The organism is Paenibacillus sp. FSL R10-2748 (genome assembly GCF_038005565.1).
Classification (GTDB): Bacteria; Bacillota; Bacilli; order Paenibacillales; family Paenibacillaceae; genus Paenibacillus; species Paenibacillus polymyxa_B.
On sequence record NZ_JBBOTK010000004.1, the window covers coordinates 439,175 to 456,244 of the forward strand.

General features: G+C 43.0%; 13 protein-coding genes. 10 read left to right on the top strand and 3 right to left on the bottom strand.

What is annotated here, in order from left to right:
* Positions 1-109: 109 nt before the first annotated feature.
* The gene (locus NSS66_RS14985; RefSeq protein ID WP_340959279.1) at positions 110-1,645 is read left to right on the top strand and encodes a choice-of-anchor Q domain-containing protein; all 1,536 of its coding nucleotides are present in this window, start codon (positions 110-112) and stop codon (positions 1,643-1,645) included.
* 234 nt (positions 1,646-1,879) lie between these two features.
* Here NSS66_RS14985 and NSS66_RS14990 read toward each other — a convergent pair whose 3' ends face one another.
* On the bottom strand, positions 1,880-3,190 hold the full coding sequence (locus tag NSS66_RS14990) for an amidohydrolase family protein (RefSeq protein WP_340959280.1): 1,311 nt from the start codon (positions 3,188-3,190) through the stop codon (positions 1,880-1,882).
* A 156-nt stretch (positions 3,191-3,346) separates the two neighbouring features.
* On the opposite strand from NSS66_RS14990, the gene NSS66_RS14995 reads away from it, so the two are divergent.
* Both NSS66_RS14995 and NSS66_RS15000 read left to right on the top strand, forming a co-directional pair.
* A complete protein-coding gene (locus NSS66_RS14995; protein WP_023989562.1) occupies positions 3,347-3,775 on the top strand; it encodes a MarR family winged helix-turn-helix transcriptional regulator in 429 nt (142 codons plus the stop codon).
* Positions 3,776-3,894: 119 nt separating this feature from the next.
* Entirely contained in the window at positions 3,895-4,242 is a 348-nt protein-coding gene (locus NSS66_RS15000; protein ID WP_025718210.1) for a DUF2294 domain-containing protein, read from the top strand.
* A gap of 109 nt (positions 4,243-4,351) precedes the next feature.
* Here the strand turns inward: NSS66_RS15000 and NSS66_RS15005 are convergent, their stop codons facing one another.
* Complete coding sequence (locus tag NSS66_RS15005; protein WP_160790745.1) at positions 4,352-4,780, bottom strand: DUF4395 domain-containing protein; 429 nt, start codon at positions 4,778-4,780, stop codon at positions 4,352-4,354.
* A gap of 248 nt (positions 4,781-5,028) precedes the next feature.
* Here NSS66_RS15005 and NSS66_RS15010 point away from each other — a divergent pair, with 248 nt between their 5' ends.
* From NSS66_RS15010 to NSS66_RS15020, 3 genes are read left to right on the top strand one after another with little or no spacing between them, the layout of a single operon-like run.
* Positions 5,029-5,766, top strand: a complete 738-nt coding sequence (locus NSS66_RS15010) for a tRNA(His) guanylyltransferase Thg1 family protein (protein ID WP_071558449.1) — start codon at positions 5,029-5,031, stop codon at positions 5,764-5,766.
* A 2-nt stretch (positions 5,767-5,768) separates the two neighbouring features.
* Positions 5,769-6,206: an AAA family ATPase gene (locus NSS66_RS15015; protein WP_340858299.1), complete on the top strand. Its 438-nt coding sequence runs from the start codon at positions 5,769-5,771 to the stop codon at positions 6,204-6,206.
* A gap of 33 nt (positions 6,207-6,239) precedes the next feature.
* Positions 6,240-7,070 carry a siderophore biosynthesis protein gene (locus NSS66_RS15020; RefSeq protein WP_160789949.1) on the top strand — a complete coding sequence of 277 codons (831 nt, stop codon included), beginning with the start codon at positions 6,240-6,242 and terminating at the stop codon, positions 7,068-7,070.
* A gap of 58 nt (positions 7,071-7,128) precedes the next feature.
* On the opposite strand, the gene NSS66_RS15025 is transcribed toward NSS66_RS15020, so the two are convergent.
* A complete protein-coding gene (locus NSS66_RS15025) occupies positions 7,129-7,617 on the bottom strand; it encodes a hypothetical protein (RefSeq protein WP_023989558.1) in 489 nt (162 codons plus the stop codon).
* A 307-nt stretch (positions 7,618-7,924) separates the two neighbouring features.
* Here NSS66_RS15025 and NSS66_RS15030 point away from each other — a divergent pair, with 307 nt between their 5' ends.
* The 4 genes from NSS66_RS15030 to NSS66_RS15045 all read left to right on the top strand — a co-directional run bounded on the left by NSS66_RS15030 (position 7,925) and on the right by NSS66_RS15045 (position 17,020).
* Positions 7,925-9,406 carry an Ig-like domain-containing protein gene (locus NSS66_RS15030; protein WP_340959282.1) on the top strand — a complete coding sequence of 494 codons (1,482 nt, stop codon included), beginning with the start codon at positions 7,925-7,927 and terminating at the stop codon, positions 9,404-9,406.
* A 272-nt stretch (positions 9,407-9,678) separates the two neighbouring features.
* Complete coding sequence (locus NSS66_RS15035) at positions 9,679-11,148, top strand: hypothetical protein (protein ID WP_340959283.1); 1,470 nt, start codon at positions 9,679-9,681, stop codon at positions 11,146-11,148.
* Positions 11,149-11,361: 213 nt separating this feature from the next.
* Positions 11,362-12,240: a hypothetical protein gene (locus tag NSS66_RS15040; RefSeq protein WP_023989555.1), complete on the top strand. Its 879-nt coding sequence runs from the start codon at positions 11,362-11,364 to the stop codon at positions 12,238-12,240.
* A 193-nt stretch (positions 12,241-12,433) separates the two neighbouring features.
* Positions 12,434-17,020 carry a fibronectin type III domain-containing protein gene (locus NSS66_RS15045; protein WP_340959284.1) on the top strand — a complete coding sequence of 1,529 codons (4,587 nt, stop codon included), beginning with the start codon at positions 12,434-12,436 and terminating at the stop codon, positions 17,018-17,020.
* Positions 17,021-17,070 lie beyond the last annotated feature (50 nt).

Below are 17,070 nucleotides of genomic sequence, written 5' to 3' on the forward strand. Positions count from 1 at the left end.
CTGGAGACTCGCGGAAGGTCGAGGCGGTACTCCGTTTGCAGGCGTAACAGATTCGGTGAATTTTTGTGGTATAATTTACAAAAAAATAAGCAAAGGGAGATGGGGAACCATGAAGAAATTCGGGCAAATGTTTCTGGTAGGTTTAGCCATGGTTTTCGGGCTTGGTCTGGCGGTAGGAAATGTGGAGCTTCCCGCCGCCTCCGCGGCCGATACAGAATATTATGTGTCCACGAGCGGCAGCGACTCCAACGCAGGAACGAGCGACGCGCCGTGGAAGACGCTGCAGCACGCGGCCGACGTGGTTCCTGCGGGCAGCACGGTTTACGTCCGGGGCGGTGTGTACAAGCAGAAACTGAAGATCACCCGCTCTGGCTCCGCTTCGCAGGGTTCCATTGTGTTTACCAACTATGGGACGGAGACCGCCATCATTGACGGCACTGGACTTTCGGTCAGCGGGAACGAAGGGCTGATCGAACTGGCCGATGTCAATCACGTTACCGTTCAGGGGTTTGAAATCCGTAATTTTACCACTGCTTCCAAGAACACGGTGCCCGTAGGTATTTATGTCCACGGTTCGGGCGGCTTCATTAATTTGTCCAACAACAAAATCCATGACATCAAAAACACGGTCACCCCGACCGGCAAAGATCGGCTGGGCCGGGACGCTCACGGTATCGCTGTTTATGGCACGAAAGCTCCGGCTTCGATTCACGACCTTACGATCAGCGGTAATGAGCTGTACAATCTCGTGCTGGGCTCCAGCGAATCGCTCGTTTTAAACGGCAACGTGGACGGCTTTGCGGTGACCGACAACCTCATTCACGATAATGACAACATCGGGATTGATCTGATCGGCTTTGAGGGAACTGCGCCGAATACTGCTTACGATCAGGCGCGAAACGGGCTGGTGAAGAGCAACCGGGTGTATAATAATTCTGTTCAAAATAACCCATCTTACAAGAGCGATGACAACTCGGCCGGCGGTATTTATGTAGATGGAGGCAAGGACAGCATTATCGAGCAGAACTACAGTTACAACAACGACATCGGCGTCGAAATGGCCTCCGAGCATGCCGGCAAAGCCACCAGCAATATTACGGTTCGCAGCAACGTGATATATACCAACCGGCTGACTGGCATTGCCATGGGGGGATACAATGAGGAGCGCGGCTCAACGGTAAATTGCAAGATCGTGAACAATACGCTATACAAGAACGATACGTTTGACGACGGAAGCGGCCAACTTTTGGTTCAGTACGATACGCGAAACAACGTGATCAAAAACAATATTTTCGTGGCTAGCTCCACAGATATGCTGATCTCCAATGGATACACCAAAAATTCCGGCAATGTTGTGGATTATAACTTATACTTTGCTCCGAGCGGCAGTTCGGAAGCTAACTGGATCTGGAAAAATAAAGAGTATACGGGATTCTCCGCGTACAAATCGGGGACCGGCAACGATACGCATTCTCTGTTTGCCGATCCTAAATTCGTGAATGCCGCGAACAGCGACTTCCATTTGCAGTCTTCGTCACCGGCGATCGATGCCGGAAACACGGACCGTGCCATCATTGGAACACTGGATATTGACGGGAAGCCCAGAGTACAGGGAGCCGCGGTGAACATCGGTGCCTACGAGTAAGCCTTATATTTTATGACTAGTGCATAGCGAAACTATGTGGGGCCGCTGCTTGTACGTTTTTACAATGTTCCTTGCAATTAAAACACCTTCAAAGAGAATCCCCATGTCGTAAGATATGAGGATAAACTTTGGAGGTGTTTTTGCGTTGGCAACAAGATTAAGCTATCCTCGGAAAGTAAAAATGGAAGTCGTACAAATGAGATTAGATGGTTGTTTCTGTTCGAGAGGCTCTGATTAACATAGTTGTTGTACACCTTTGAACCATACGGACTTGATCGACAAGGTATCCGAGATGTTGGTTGTCGGATCACCGTTTACTAGTATAAGGTCAGCGAGCGCACCTTCGGTAATACAGCCGCGATCGTAAAGCCCAAAGCAACGGGCCGGTTTCGCAGTAGCCGACTGAAGCGCTTCTATGGGAGTAAATCCGGCCTCAACCAGCAATTGCATTTCATGATGAACGCTGGCTCCATGAGCAAGGCCGCCAAGATTGGGAACAGGAACGGGGGCGACATCCGTCCCGACCAGAATATCCACACCGGCACGGTGAAGATCCATCACATTTTTAAAGCTATTCTCCAAATTGCCTTGCGGGAAAGTATGGAAGCTTGAGTTCAACATATCGATCCATTCCGGACTTAATTTGGAATAAACACGTGGATCATTCGCCAATTCTGATGCCGGATTCCCCAGAATGGATGAGTTCAATACTAAGCACGGTATAACAAATGCACCTGAATCCGCTATGGATTTCACCAACTCGGATGTGCATTCGGGCCTGTCGAGAAATAAGTGACCCAATCCGTCGACTCCCATATCGATGGCGGTTTGCGAAGAATCAGCCGTCAAGACGTGGGCTATGACAATTTTATCGAATTTATGGGCTTCTGCCACGGCTGCTTTTAAAATCTCGTCGCTTAAAATAGGTAGTCCAGGGGCACCCAAGACCGTCCCTTCTTCAATCATGATTTTAATATAGTCGGCGCCACTCTCCACCTGGGTATGCACATGTTTGATCGCTTCTTCCACTGTCGTCACTTGGGGCACCTCTTCGTGATCGTGAGCGTAGGCGGCTAGCATAGCTTCCCGGTCTTCCTTAGGTAACTTCTCCAATTCCTTTAATACGAACTCCGGAATTTCATCCTCATCCTGCAATAATTCATCTGGATGACCACCTGGAGCAGTGATCGCTGTGCCGGCAGAACGGACTTCGGCGACGTCATTCACGTTTTTCAACTGGATCTTGCGCCCTCTTTCTGTAAAACTGCCGTTCATTTCGAGTTCTGTCGTGACGCCGAATTTTAAAGCATCTCGTAACCCACCGATTGAAGTGTGGACATGCGCATCAATCAGGCCGGGCAATAATGTCGCATTTTCCCCATCGATGATCGTTGCATGTGTCGGAAGGTCTCCGCCTACCGAAATAATGGTTTCCCCATGGATGACAACATTTCTGGGCTCAATAACTTTTTCACCATCGAAAATACGTACATTCGTAATCGCTGTAACTTTTTCTACCGTAGAGCTTTGAGTTACATTCTTCATGTCGTTCCTCCTTAGTGTTCAATCTTAAACACTTAGAATTCTAACTATTAGTTTTATAACTGTCAATAAACTAATTTTCATTTGACAAACAGTTTAGAGATTTATATAGTTTATTTACTGACAATTAGACTTCTAATAATTTGAGGAGATATGATTATGAAAACCCAAAAGGATACGGTTTATCTGGATTTGTTTCAGATTATTGGTCTTAAGTTAAAGAAAAGAGCGGACGAGAGCATAAAAGAGTTGGGATTAAATGCTCAACAAGGAAAAATGATTAAATATATCTACGAGAATCAAGAAAATGATTTAATTCAGAAGGATCTTGCCGATCGGTTTCATCTGCGCGGAGCCAGCATTACAAGCATACTTCAAGGTCTTGAGCAAAAAGGATTCATCGAGCGCAAAATCCCGGCCAATAATGAACGGCAAAAAAATATTTATGTTTTACCAAAAGCCATTGAATTGATTGAAGCTTTTAGTGACTCTTTCCAAAAGGTGGAGGACGAAATTGTTCAAGCCCTGACCGAAGAGGAGAAGCGAATTTTAGAGGAAATGTTAATCAAAATTAATGAACGCTTATAATTGCAGATAAAATCATGTTCCAAAAATCACTTTCGCTAGTCTCTGTTTTATATGATAGGAATCGGTTATGATGGAAATAGTAATAGGGATTTTAGTAGATTTTAGGAGAGCGGTGCGATATGAGAAGGGAAACAGGTTTTAACGAAATTATTCGAAAAGTACGTAAAGAGCTGTTTGGGAAAGGCCCGGAACGCATACATACGACCTTTGTAGATAATATGGCTATCACGATGCTGTATGGAAATTTAACCCCATCTGAAAAGTTTCTAGCACAAGAAGAATCCGGGAAAGAGATGGTGCATGCAGCCCGAACCAAAATGGTTCAAAAAATATATCCCACACACTTCAATAAAGAACTGGAGGATTACATGGATTCCCGGCTGCTGCACCTCTTTTCAGATATTAAAGTGGAGGAAGATATAGCCATATCCGTTTTTGTATTTGAAGATAATATTGCTGCAAAATAAAAAGAAGGTGGAACCGACGTAGCATCCATATTGTCGGAGAGTTCGGCTGCACCTTCGATTTAATTAACGATGTCCTAATGGAATGGAATGAAAAGAGAGCTGTTTCTGTTTACACGTTTTTTCTTCTTCGATATTGATATTGGGACCATTGGTAGAGAATAAAACATCCTATGCAAAAACCAAGGATAGCCACCAAGGCCGCCACCAGGACCATGGCCGAGAATACATAAGCGACAATACTCCACTGGAGCATAAATCCTACCCAAGCGACCAACAGAAAAAAGACGGCAAGAAGCTGATTAAACCTTTGCTGCTCTCGGTCCTCCTGCACATACGAGGAGGGGCTTTTCTTCAAGAAAAGCTTGGCTATCCGCATTACCGGATTGAAGTTAAAAAGGACGCCGAGTAACCCCGCAATAAGAGGAATAACTAGCACCCCATATCCCCCTGTGATCCAAGTGAAAACTACAGATAAAACAATTACCCATTGATTAGCCCTGACTAACGGACGCGGAATGGAAGATGGATTTTGGCTCATATATATCATCCTTTTCATATCGGAATAAAGTAAAATCTGAAATTATTATAGCCTAACATTTGGAGAATAGATACCAAGAAAAAATGAAAGACTCTGCAAATCCATCTGCTAAGTTTTTTTTGTCTTTCTTAATTCCTAGCGATGTATCAGCCAATTTGTTACAATTTTTATATATGTCAATTGGGGAAGATAGACATTGTTTTACTCTATGCGCAAATCACGGATCATGAAAGGAACCTACATAGTTTATGAAAAAAAATGATTTTGGAAATAGGATGAAGGAATATGAAAATGCCTATAGATTAAGCCTACCACGCCGTTTACCTGTAATCATCAGAATTGATGGTGCGCATTTTCATACCTTTACACGTGGGATGACGAAACCTTTTGATGAGAAACTAATTTTTGCATTATGGGAGACGTGTAAATATTTGGCCTATAACATTATGGGATGTAAACTGGTGTATCATCAGAGCGATGAAATTTCACTGCTTCTTACGAATTATGACAAATTAACGACGCAATCCTGGTTTGAAAATAATCTTCAAAAGATGGTGTCCATATCTGCTTCTCTGGCTACAGCCAAATTTAATGAGGAGATCCAAAAGGTTTACCCAGGTCAGCCTTTAGCCACTTTTGATGCGAGAGCATGGGTCTTGCCCCAGGATGAGGTTACAAACTACTTTCTATGGAGACAGCAAGATGCTACTAAAAACAGCATTTCTATGGTGGCTCAAGCCCATTTCAGGCATTCAGAATTAGAAGGATTGAACGGAAATCAGCTACAAGACAAGCTTTTTGTGGAAAAAGGGCTAAACTGGAACGATATTCCAGTCTGGCAAAAGCGGGGAATTTGCATTACCAAACAACAGTACAACAAAGGCGAAGCCGTCAGAAGCAAGTGGGATGTTGATCATGAGACACCGATTTTTTCACAGAATAGAGATTATATTAACCAATATGTATACTTGGACAAGGATGTGTAGATTTGGAGTGTGTCATTTTTATAGGAATTCAGGCTTCGGGCAAGTCGACATTTTATAAAGAACATTTCTTCAAAACACATATGCGAATAAATCTTGATATGCTTAAAACACGGAATAGGGAAAATATTTATCTGCAAGCCTCCATTGAAACAATGCAGCGCTTTGTTGTAGACAATACAAATGCCACTGTTATAGAACGGAAGAAATATATCGATGCTTGTAAAAATAAGGGGTTTAAAATTATTGGCTACTATTTTGAGCCCGATTTTGCAGAATCTATTAAGCGTAATGAGCAGCGCACAGGCAAAGAGTATATTCCTGAAATCGGTATTAAAAGTGTAATGAGTAAACTAGAGGTCCCAAGTTACGAAGAAGGATTTGATGAAATTTACAGCGTGATTTCCAGTGAAGGGACGTTTCGGATCGAAAAGCAACCATAGAACCTAGAATCGTACAATTTAGGGGGAGCATCCATGAACATACCAGAGAGATTTATCAAACGGTTTCCAGCATATGAGGACGTATTTATTGGTAATCTTGAACATCACCGCAAGCACTTTCTGCCAATCTGCTCAATTAATCTCCAGTTCTTATTTCCAGAACAGAATGAGTGGCTTCATTTTGTTTCCGTAAAAGAAATCCACGAAGGCTGTGTGGGTGAAAATACTCAGCAATTTCATACCTCATATACCAAGGAAGATATGCTGGGTTTCGATGTAATTGACGGCAAATACAAATTCGAAGCAGACTGGAATTATTTTAGTCTTCATCGGAAAGAGCAATTGGAAGCTACCTATGAAGCGCTGAAATCTACTGGGGATAAAGCGTACCTACGTATGAAGAGAGAAGTTATGGCGTTGGACGGACTGGAACAGGTGTACATGGCTAATGAACAAGACTACCAAGCTCGCAAAGCATTTTTCCTGGAAAACAATAAAATTTATCCATATTCCTCCTTTGGGGAGGCCCAAAAGTCTGTGGAAGAGCTCACCCGTGATTTTGAGGAAAAGCAAACCAGCGGTTGGGGGCTGAATTTCCCTGAAGTTAACGGAATTTTGGATGATATCGCTTTTCAGTCTGACAAGGCTCAGAGTTATATCAAGGAATATGACGAATCTCTGGAAGAGATGCTCCAGTTCGAGCAAACCAATCTGCTTCATGTGCCTAAATGTCCCAATGGTGAGACTTTTGCCTATATCGGTTCCATTACCGGGTATTATTTTCAAGCGTGTGGGGCGGATACCGTCTATTTATTTTACGACCAAGAATTAAGTAAAGCGGTAATTTGCTTCGAATATTCATAAGTGAGGATTTTGCAAAATCCTGAAGTATAAAAAAACTCCCATAAAGGGAGTTTTTTATTTATTTCTTATTCATCTCCACATCATGCTCTTTAGCAAGTGTGTTGACTTGTTCACCAAAATCTCTGAATAGCTTTCTACCTTCGCTGAGCTTGGTGTTACTTTCATTGACTAAGTTCAGATCCTGTTTATCCAACGCATCGAGCATCTTAATGAAGGCTTCCTTTTGAGTACTGGCGGCCTTGATGTAGGTTTCGTGGACGGCTCTTACCTCAGGAGTTTCCGTCTTTACAGCTTCTAACTTATCAACAAATTTGGTGTATTCCGGGATGATATCGTCTTTTAAAGCATTATATAGTGTAACATCATCTGTAAAGTTATCTCCAGTCACAGCTTCATACTTATCAGTAACTGCTTTTTCATCTTGTGCCAAAGGAAGCATTCCATCATTTACATACGTGATTAAATCTTTTTTTATCGGATCGGTAGAGCAGGCTGCCAAAATGGAGAAGCAACATAATACTAACATAAACACGCTAAGTTTTTTCATCTGTATTCCCCTTTTTTATGTATGTTATGGGTAATTCGATTTATTTAATAGTCTTAAAGAACTATCCATATTATTTGATTATATCGTATAAATAAGAGAATGGTAGGATTTTTATGGTAAAATAGTGTCAAAATTAAGTTGATTAACCTAAACCTATTCACATGGAATTACAAATAAGAATGTTTTAAGAAGTATATTCCATTTGAACCAGAATTACTTTATGATAGAAAAGGACATCCTAGAATTTCCCTGTATATATTTGGAGAATGGTTGATTTTTTTTAATACATTTGAGAGGAGATTTCAGTATGCAAAGATTTAAAAAGGTGGTTTCAGTTACACTAAGCTCAATGCTCCTGCTTTCATTCGGTATGACGGCGAACGCGAGTGCAAGCCCAGAGGTGAAGACGGATCAAACGATTCAAGCAGTTTCCAATGTGCAGCTAACAACTGATAAGGAAAGTGTTATTGAACAATTAACACGCGCGGACAAGCCTGCCAGTATCACAGATTCGGTGTACACCATTACAGAAAATATTAACTTGGCGACACCACAGAAATCTGTATTGAAAAAGAGAGTTACCCCTTCGCTCAAAGCCAGTGCAAACTCAGTATCATCTAAAGCCGCAGCGACCGTAGCGACAGCGTCCACTGCTACATATTCCGGTACGATTACAGAAGAGGGAGGCACACAGTTTTTATATCCGATCTATTTGCAGCCGGGTGAATTGTTACAGGCTCAGTTGGATGGTCCATTTTCAGCCCAGCTTGACTATGACTTATACCTGTATGAGTTTGATATGGCGACAGGCGATATTAATTCCAATCCAATAGATGTTTCCAACTACGGGAATTATGTTAACAATTATGAGCAAGGAGCTGCTTCTCTTCCTGAAAACGTAGGAGCTCGCAACTCGATCGGAGCTGAAAAGGCTTACGCGCTTGCGGTTCATGCCAAGAAGGGGGCTAGCATCAATGACCTTTTCTATTTAACTGTAGCTGTAAGCTCCAACTATGATGCCTATGAGCCCGATGACAGTGCCTTTCATGCTTATAATTTTACGGTTAACGACAAAGGCTCCTCGATTAACTTCCGCACCATCCATTCCGCTAAAGACAACGATTGGTATCAAGTTACAGTGCCGGCCAGTCGTAATTATGATGCATTAAATGTGAAGCTGGACAGCACTTCGGAAAGCTATGGGTACAAAGCGGAAGTATATGCAGCTCTTACTGGCAATCAAATGGTGCTTCTACCGCAAACCAATCATAATGTTACCCTAAACACAGGGATCTACTATGTACGAGTGTACAGCACAAGTCAGTATTCAGCCGACCATTTGTATACACTATCGATTAAACCAGTGCTTCGAGCTGGCAAAATTGAAATTACCGGCTATAACTCCAATGGCTATTATGATTATCCGACATATTCTTACGGTCGTCATTATCGTATTAACGGAGGCAGCAGTCTGATCGTGAACGGTGTTGTGAAAACAACAGATGGTCAACTGGTTCCCAATGCTCCTGTCACGGTCGTATGGCTGGATAAGAACTGGACCGAGAGCAGCGGTAACCGTACGAGAACGGCTTCTACGTACACCGATGATAGCGGTAAATTCAGTGTGACCCTTTCTCTTCCACAATCGACAGGAAAAAATGTAGATTATATAAGTGAAATTGGTTCCACACACTACTATGATCTTACAGGAGTTGCCGCTCAGGTCGATGGAACTTCGATTAGTGCGACGGACATTGTTTATCTGTTTGCTTATAGCTTGCGAAATTAAGATATGCTTTAATGTAGTTTTGATTCATGAGAGTCGCTTTTTTTGAATGGTTAGCTGAGGCTTTCCATTTCTGAAAGAGCGACTTTTCATGTTTATTCACCAAGAATAAGAAAATGGTCTTGTTTTCATAGATTACAAATAGAAATTGTTTTGCATAATATATTCCAATAGAACCAAAGATGATTTATGATAGAGCCATACAGCCTAGAAATCACCCTGGTTTATCCGGGGATAGCGGGAATTCCTTAAACCATTTGAGAGGGGATTTCAGTATGAAGAGGTTCAAAAAGGCTATTGCAGTTATGTTAAGCATGATGCTCCTGTTTGCTTTCGGAATGACTGCGAATGCGAGTGAAAGTACGGAGGCTACATCGGATCAAGCGATTAAAGTGGAATCCGATATTCAGCTAACAACTGGAAATGAAGACGTGATTAAGCGTTTAACGCGAGCAGACAAGCCAGACAACGTTACGTCTTCGGTTTATGTCATGCAAGAAAATCTCAACTTCAAGACACCAGAGACAACATCATTGAAAAGGGAACCCATTTCTTCGCTGAAGGCAAACCCAATGGCTGCATCAGCCACAGTTTCCTCTGCTACGTATTCCGGTACGATTACGCAAGAGGGAGGCACACAATTTTTATATCCGATCTATTTGCAGCCTGGTGAATTGTTGCAGTCCCAGTTGGATGGTCCATTTTCAGCCCAGCTTGACTATGACTTATACTTATATGAGTTTGATATGACGACAGGTGACATTAATCCTAATGCCATTGACGCATCCACCTATGGTACTTATTTTAACAATTATGAACAGGGGGCTGCCTCACTTCCTGAGAACGTAGGAACCCGTAACGCTACCGGATATGAAAAGGCATATGCGATTGCTGTTCATGCCAAAAAGGGTTCCAGCATCAATGATCCTTTCTATCTAACGGTCGATACAAGCTCCAGCTACGATGCATATGAACCAGATGAGAGTGCTTTCCATGCCTATAACTTTACCTTTAGTACGGGCGGTTCATCGCTTAATTCACGCTCCATTCATTCAGGCATTGATAATGACTGGTACCAAGTTACGATCCCTGCCAGCCGCAATTATGATGCTTTGAACGTAAAGCTTGATAGTGTTTCGGACGGTTATGGCTACAAAGCGGAAGTCTACGGAGCTCTTACAGGAAACCAAATGGCGCTTTTGCCGCAAACGAACCATAATGTCAGCTTAAATACAGGAACCTACTATGTGCGAGTGTACACACCCAATCAGTATTCACCCAATCATTTATACACACTTACACTGAAGCCAGTGCTTCGGGCTGGCAAAATTGAAATTACCGGCTATGATTCTGTTAATGGTCCTAATGATTATCCGAACTACTCATATGGTCGTCATTATCGGGTTAATCAACGCAGCAACCTTACCGTGAAGGGGGTAGTTAAGACAACTGATGGTTATCCAGTGGCAAATGCGCCTGTTGATGTGACTTGGTTGAATCAGAACTGGACTGAAAGCAGCGGAAATCGTACTCGTACAGGCACAGCTTATACGGACCAGAATGGAGCCTTTAGTGTGACTCTTTCCCTGCCATCTTCCACTGGAAGTATAGCGGAATACCTGTCTGGAGCCATCAGTTTTACACACTACTATGATCTATCAGGGGTAGCCGTTCAGGTGTCAGGTACTTCGATTATAGACACAGATATTGTATATCACTTTGCCTATAGTATTTATGGCGGCTGATGGACGGGTTATTAAGCTAACACTTAAGGTAACTTGTTGCTTGAATATTTTATATCTGAAACAAAAGTAGTTCGTTTCAATATTTGTTCAATTTTAGGACAAAGCATATGTTCATTCCATATATGCTTTGTCCGATATATATAGAAACAGGGTCACATTACACTATACATACGCCTTAGATTGCCTGTTACAAACATGACAGGAGGAAATAGAATGAATTTTGGACCTCTTAGAGCACAGCAAGCGATTCTTAATGCAAGTAGCTTACGGATCAATCCGACAAGCAAGCAAGCTCCACCACCCCAGCTTCATGAAGAACAGGTCTCCAGAGTGGTAGTTCAAGACTCCGTGGAGATTAGTGAAGCCGGTAGACAGTTGGCGGAAGGAGCTATTGTATCACAGGCTGCCAAGTATTTCGGTACAACACAGATCAATGATTCATTAAACCGGGTTTTGGAAGGTCAGCCAGAAGAAGTGTCTAATGCAGTGTACAGTATGATTGAATCTAATTTTATCGTCGACGGAACAGTAACGGATGAGAGTCAACGAGCTGTGCTGCTGGAGATGGGAGTTACTCAATCCAAGTATATTGCCGATCATTACATGGAAGGCGACAAGGCCAAAGAGTTTCTGGAAACCATGAACCAGATTGCTAGTATTGCTTTGACACGATCCACTGATCCAGAGACCGGAGATATTAGCTACACGACTCCAATAGATCGTCCGTCAGGTGCTCCTGAGGATTATGTCAAGCTGTCGGAAGTGATGAAGCAGGTTGATCCTCAAAAATATACTGCGTACATGAATGATATTAAAGGTGGAGGAAATGGGCTGAGCCAACTGTTAAATTTTGCGCAAAAGGTTCCTCAACATCCCGATTGGATTGAGAAATACAAGGAACGTACGGGACAGAACGCAGAGTTGCTCAATAACACACCGCTAAACAATCGGTTTGACAAAGCGGATACGACATCAGCTTCTGCTTTTATGAACAGTATGCAAAATCTTCTTAAGGAATCTTCCGCTACTCAGGATTCTTACATGCAGAATATGCGAGGATTTTTTCGGAACTTAGGCGTTCAGGTCCATTAACACTTTCAAATAATTTGTCAGTTCTGTTTACAACTTGCTCGGAACGAAGTATAATAGCTTCAAAACATACTCGTGATATAGAGGAAGCACCTCAAACTTAGGCATTAACGCCTTCGTTTGAGGTGCTTTTTCTATTTTATCCGAAGCGAGTTTGTAAAACTCTTTGAAAATAAAATAAAGTAAGGAGAAGTGTATGTATCGAAAAAATAAGCGAAAGGTAAGGAAGTATAGGAAGTGGGTGTACGGATTTTTGGCTGTAGTCCTACTATTAACGATAATTCCCATATTTCCGGAAAGGGTATCAGCTGCTACTCAGGAGATCATGGGAGGACCTTTTTGCCAAAACAATTTGCCGGGTGGAGGCGACAGTTGGGGCTCTTGGTCAGGAAGTGGGATAGGAGCAACGGAAGTATACACTGGCATGGGTTCGGCCAGGTATAAATGTGATGGTACTACGCAGCCGACAAATCGTTTTATTGATATTGGAAGATCTATTAAGACTTCTGATTATAGAATTTTTGTTTACATTGAAGGGTCGTATCATACTGATATATATACATCTAATAACGCAGCAGGCGACAGTTGGAGGCCTAACGGAACGAACTTATACACATGGACTAATGTAACGAAATTCTATGCCGATAGATTTTACCAGGGAAAATGGATAGATATCACCGACTCTATTACATTAAGGGATGTTCGATATTTCAGAGCGATGGGAACTAACCAACAGACAAGCAATGAAATATCCAAGTTTGGAATCCGTGTTATTCCCAAATCGGATTTCATGCCTAAACCACCGCAGATTCATGCAGGCGCTGAGGGCCAGGCTGTCACAGAATGGACCAAAGAACCTGTAACCGTGTGGATAAATGGGGACGTGGCTCCTGAAGGGCTAAAATACTATGAATATAGCCTGAATGGAGGAGCATTCCAGCCATACACAGGTCCCTTTACTGTATATGATCACGGTGTAAATACGATCTATGCCCGGACAGTAGACGTGAATAACCAGTATAGTGGTCTTTCTTCCGGGAATGTCCGAATAGACAAGATGCCACCAACTCCACCCATCCTAAACGCAACGGGAAACAGTAATGACTATACGATTTCATTACAACCGGGAACAGACGATTATTCTGGACTAGCCCATACTCAATTTCGTTTGACGGGCGTTGTGAATCAAGATTGGCAGGACTATGATGGAGTGTTTCATGTGAATAAAGATGGCAAAAGCACGGTACATGCACGCTCCATTGACGGCGTCGGTAATGTGAGCCAAGAAGTAAGCAAAGAAGTCACCATTGATAAAAAGGGACCGACTGCTCCTGTCATCCGGGCTAGTGAAACAGGCCCAACGAACCATGATGTGAATATTACCATTGATTCAGGAAGTGACCTTACAAATGGAATTAAGATGACACAGTATCGCTTGATTCCATCAGGGGAGTGGTTGACCTACAAGGGTACTTTTACATTAAATGCAGAAGGGATTTACGAATTATCAGCGCGGACGATCAATAATCTCGACGTGTCTAGTCCAATCGTGACTCAATCGGTCATGATTGATCGAACCAAGCCAACGCCTCCGAAAGTTACGTTTTCCGAGGTGACGATACCTACCGGATATACCAATAAGCCAGTGCAGTTTACTCTATCGGGTGCGACGGATACTACAGCAGTACATTATGAATATCAATTGGGTTCTGGCACCTATGTGTCTGGTTCGTCTGGAATATTAAATGGTTCGGGTATCGTAAAATTGACTGCTCAAGCTGTAGATGCAGCTGGGAATCGAAGTGATCCAGTATCCGCAATATCTTATATTGATTTGGAACCACCGACGATTCAACTGACGCCGGATTCGCGTGAATGGAAAGATACCCATATTCATGTGAGGATACGATATGCCGATCAGCATTCGGGGATTGAGTCATCCACAATGCAGTATAAAATCACGAACAGCCCTGATTCACCAGAAAACTGGGATGCTTCAGCCGATACAACAATCCAGATGGATCTTTCAGATGAAGGTGAATGGTATGTTCATGCCAAGGTCAAAGACAGGGTGGGTAACATTTATGAAACGGTCAGCAGTGCACTTCGCATTCAAAGGCAGCCCCAGTCGGTTGTGCTCTCTGCGACATCCATACGAAATACAGAAGCTGATTTGCAGTGGACTCTCCCGTCTGGTCTTGATAATGGTTACGTTTATACAGTCCGAAATCTAACAACTAATGAGGTTTGGGATGTTACGCATCCGACAAATTCTTTTACAGATAGAGGGCTACAAGGAGGACGGCAATACGAATATGAAGTCCGTTCTAGTAATCATGTAGGAGGCAATGCCTATTCCAATCGAGTCCATATATTAACGTTACCTGATGCCCCTGAGCATGTCCAGTTACGACCTGTCTCTCGTCATTCTGCAGAAATCATGGCTGACTTTACGCCAGTCTCATCAGCTAACAAATATAATATTACAGCAGCAGACGTAAGTACGGGAGAAATCATATTTAAGGATACGGTTACACAGGATGTGTATAATCCAATTACGGGAATGAAGCCTGGTAAATATTACGATGTTTCTGTATCAGCTATTAATGACACTGGAGAGGGTACAGCAAAGCATGTATCTTTTTTAAGTCTACCAGACAGCCCGAACGGATTTCGGAATGTAACTGTAAGAGAAGATGGAATCGACTTGAAGTGGAATTCTGTAATCACTGCCACCTACTACGCCCTAGAACGTGACGAAGTATCGGTTTATAACGATGTGTATACAGAATTCACCGATACTGATCTTCAGGCGGGAACAGAGTATGGTTATAACGTTTCCGCTGAAAATGCAACAGGATTCGGAGACTATGCCCATCTGGGAGTTATCACTTTACCTGATCGAGTAACGACATTATCGAGTGTGACGAAGGATGTGTATGCTATCGGTGTTTCGTGGCAGGATGTGCAGGGGGCTGAAGGATACATCTTGAATGTTAACGATGAACCGAAGGTGCGGGTTGCGCGTGGTATCCATTCTTATACGTTTGAGGGCTTGCCTGCTGGTAGATCTGCCAATATTAAAATACGAGCCTACAATCGAAGTGGCACGGGTAAAGATACATCTATCAAGGCATTAACACTACCTGATTCGGCTGTGCAACTTGCAGCTGAAGATGTTCGCGAGCACGATGCCACATTGATATGGGCCCCGGTTGATGGGGCAACTCAATATAAGGTAACGATCAACGGTCAAAATTATTATAGTACGGAACCACGTGTGGTTGTATCTGGTTTAACAGGTGGGAGAAACTATGATTTTCAAGTGAGCAGTGGGAACAGTAGTGGTTTCAGCCAGCCAGCGTTGGGTGAGCTGCTGACACTTCCTCCTGAAGTACAAAATGTTAATGTTACAGAACTTGAGGGTGGCCAGATTTCACTGAGCTGGGATGAAATCAAGAGCTCTTCTCAATATACTGTAACCCGTAAAGATACGGGGGAAGTTTTTAACACCAGAGATGCCCATATTAAGCTTTCAGATATCCAGCCTGGTATGATTTACTCGTTTGGTATACAGGCCGTGAATACAACGGGGGTAGGTAATATAGCTCCCTTTACGCTTCGCGCTTTGCCAGGTCAAATACCAGACAATAGATTGACAGTGAAAGAAGTAACAGATACCGATTTGGTTGTTACGTGGAAAGAAGCTTCGGGTGCAGATGCCTACAATGTCTACCAAAACGAGGTGCTTATCGGTCATACGACCACCCATGAATTTAAAGTAGATGGATTGGACAGTTCTACAGTGTATCGTATTACCATTAAGCCAGTGAACACAAGTGGTGAAGGTAAGCAGACAGAAGGTCAGGTCGAGACGCTGCCGTCTCCAGCGTTTGCGTTTTTGAAGACGGAAACAACGAATAGTGAATTTATCATCCATTGGGAATCAGACCATGAGAATGATATTTTCGTCCTTGCCAGTGAAGGAGGAACAGAGCTATATCGTGGTAAGGATCGAAGCTATATCTGGAGACAACTTAAAGAGAAGCAGTTGTATACAGTTCAACTTTGGGCAGAAAATAGTCAAGGAAAACGCACAGAGGCAAAACAAGCGCATGGAAAAACAACGGGTAATACTGTGGACGTAGGTGGCGGAGCAGGAGGGGCGGAGAGTGTAAAACCGATTCAGCCTGTTATAAAGGAACCGATAGAAACAGAGCACATTCAGGATTCAACCGTTGAGAAGAAGCCAAATCATTTTAGTGACATTGATCGGATATTTAATAAAGAAAAAATAAATGTGCTTGCCGATTTGGGTATAGTAAAGGGAATAACCCACACGCTGTTTGAGCCGAACAGACCTGTAACGCGTATAGAGTTCACTTCTATGCTGGTCCGTTCCTTGAAATTACCGCTCGAAACAGATGTGACTTTAGGTTTCGAGGATATCAATCCATCGGCGTGGTACGTTGATCTTCTCAAAACGGCGATTAAAGATCAGGTCGCTCGCGGGTTTAGTACTAGAGAATTTGGCCCAGATCGGGTCATTAACCGTGAGCAGGCGGCTAAAATGGTGAATAACATTATCAAGGCTACACCACAGCAAGAAAGCAGTGCATACTCGGATTCCTCTCAAATTGTCGAGTGGGCCAGAAAGGATGTGCTTGGTCTAACGGAGATAAATTTAGTACAAGGATATCCAGATGGTAGCTTTCGGGCCAAGCAGGAGGTCACACGTGCGGAAGCGGCTGAGATGATTTATAACATGCTTCAAATGAAATAGAACGAATCAAGGGGCGGCGTTGGCCAGCCCCTTTTTTTGTGTGTACTAAC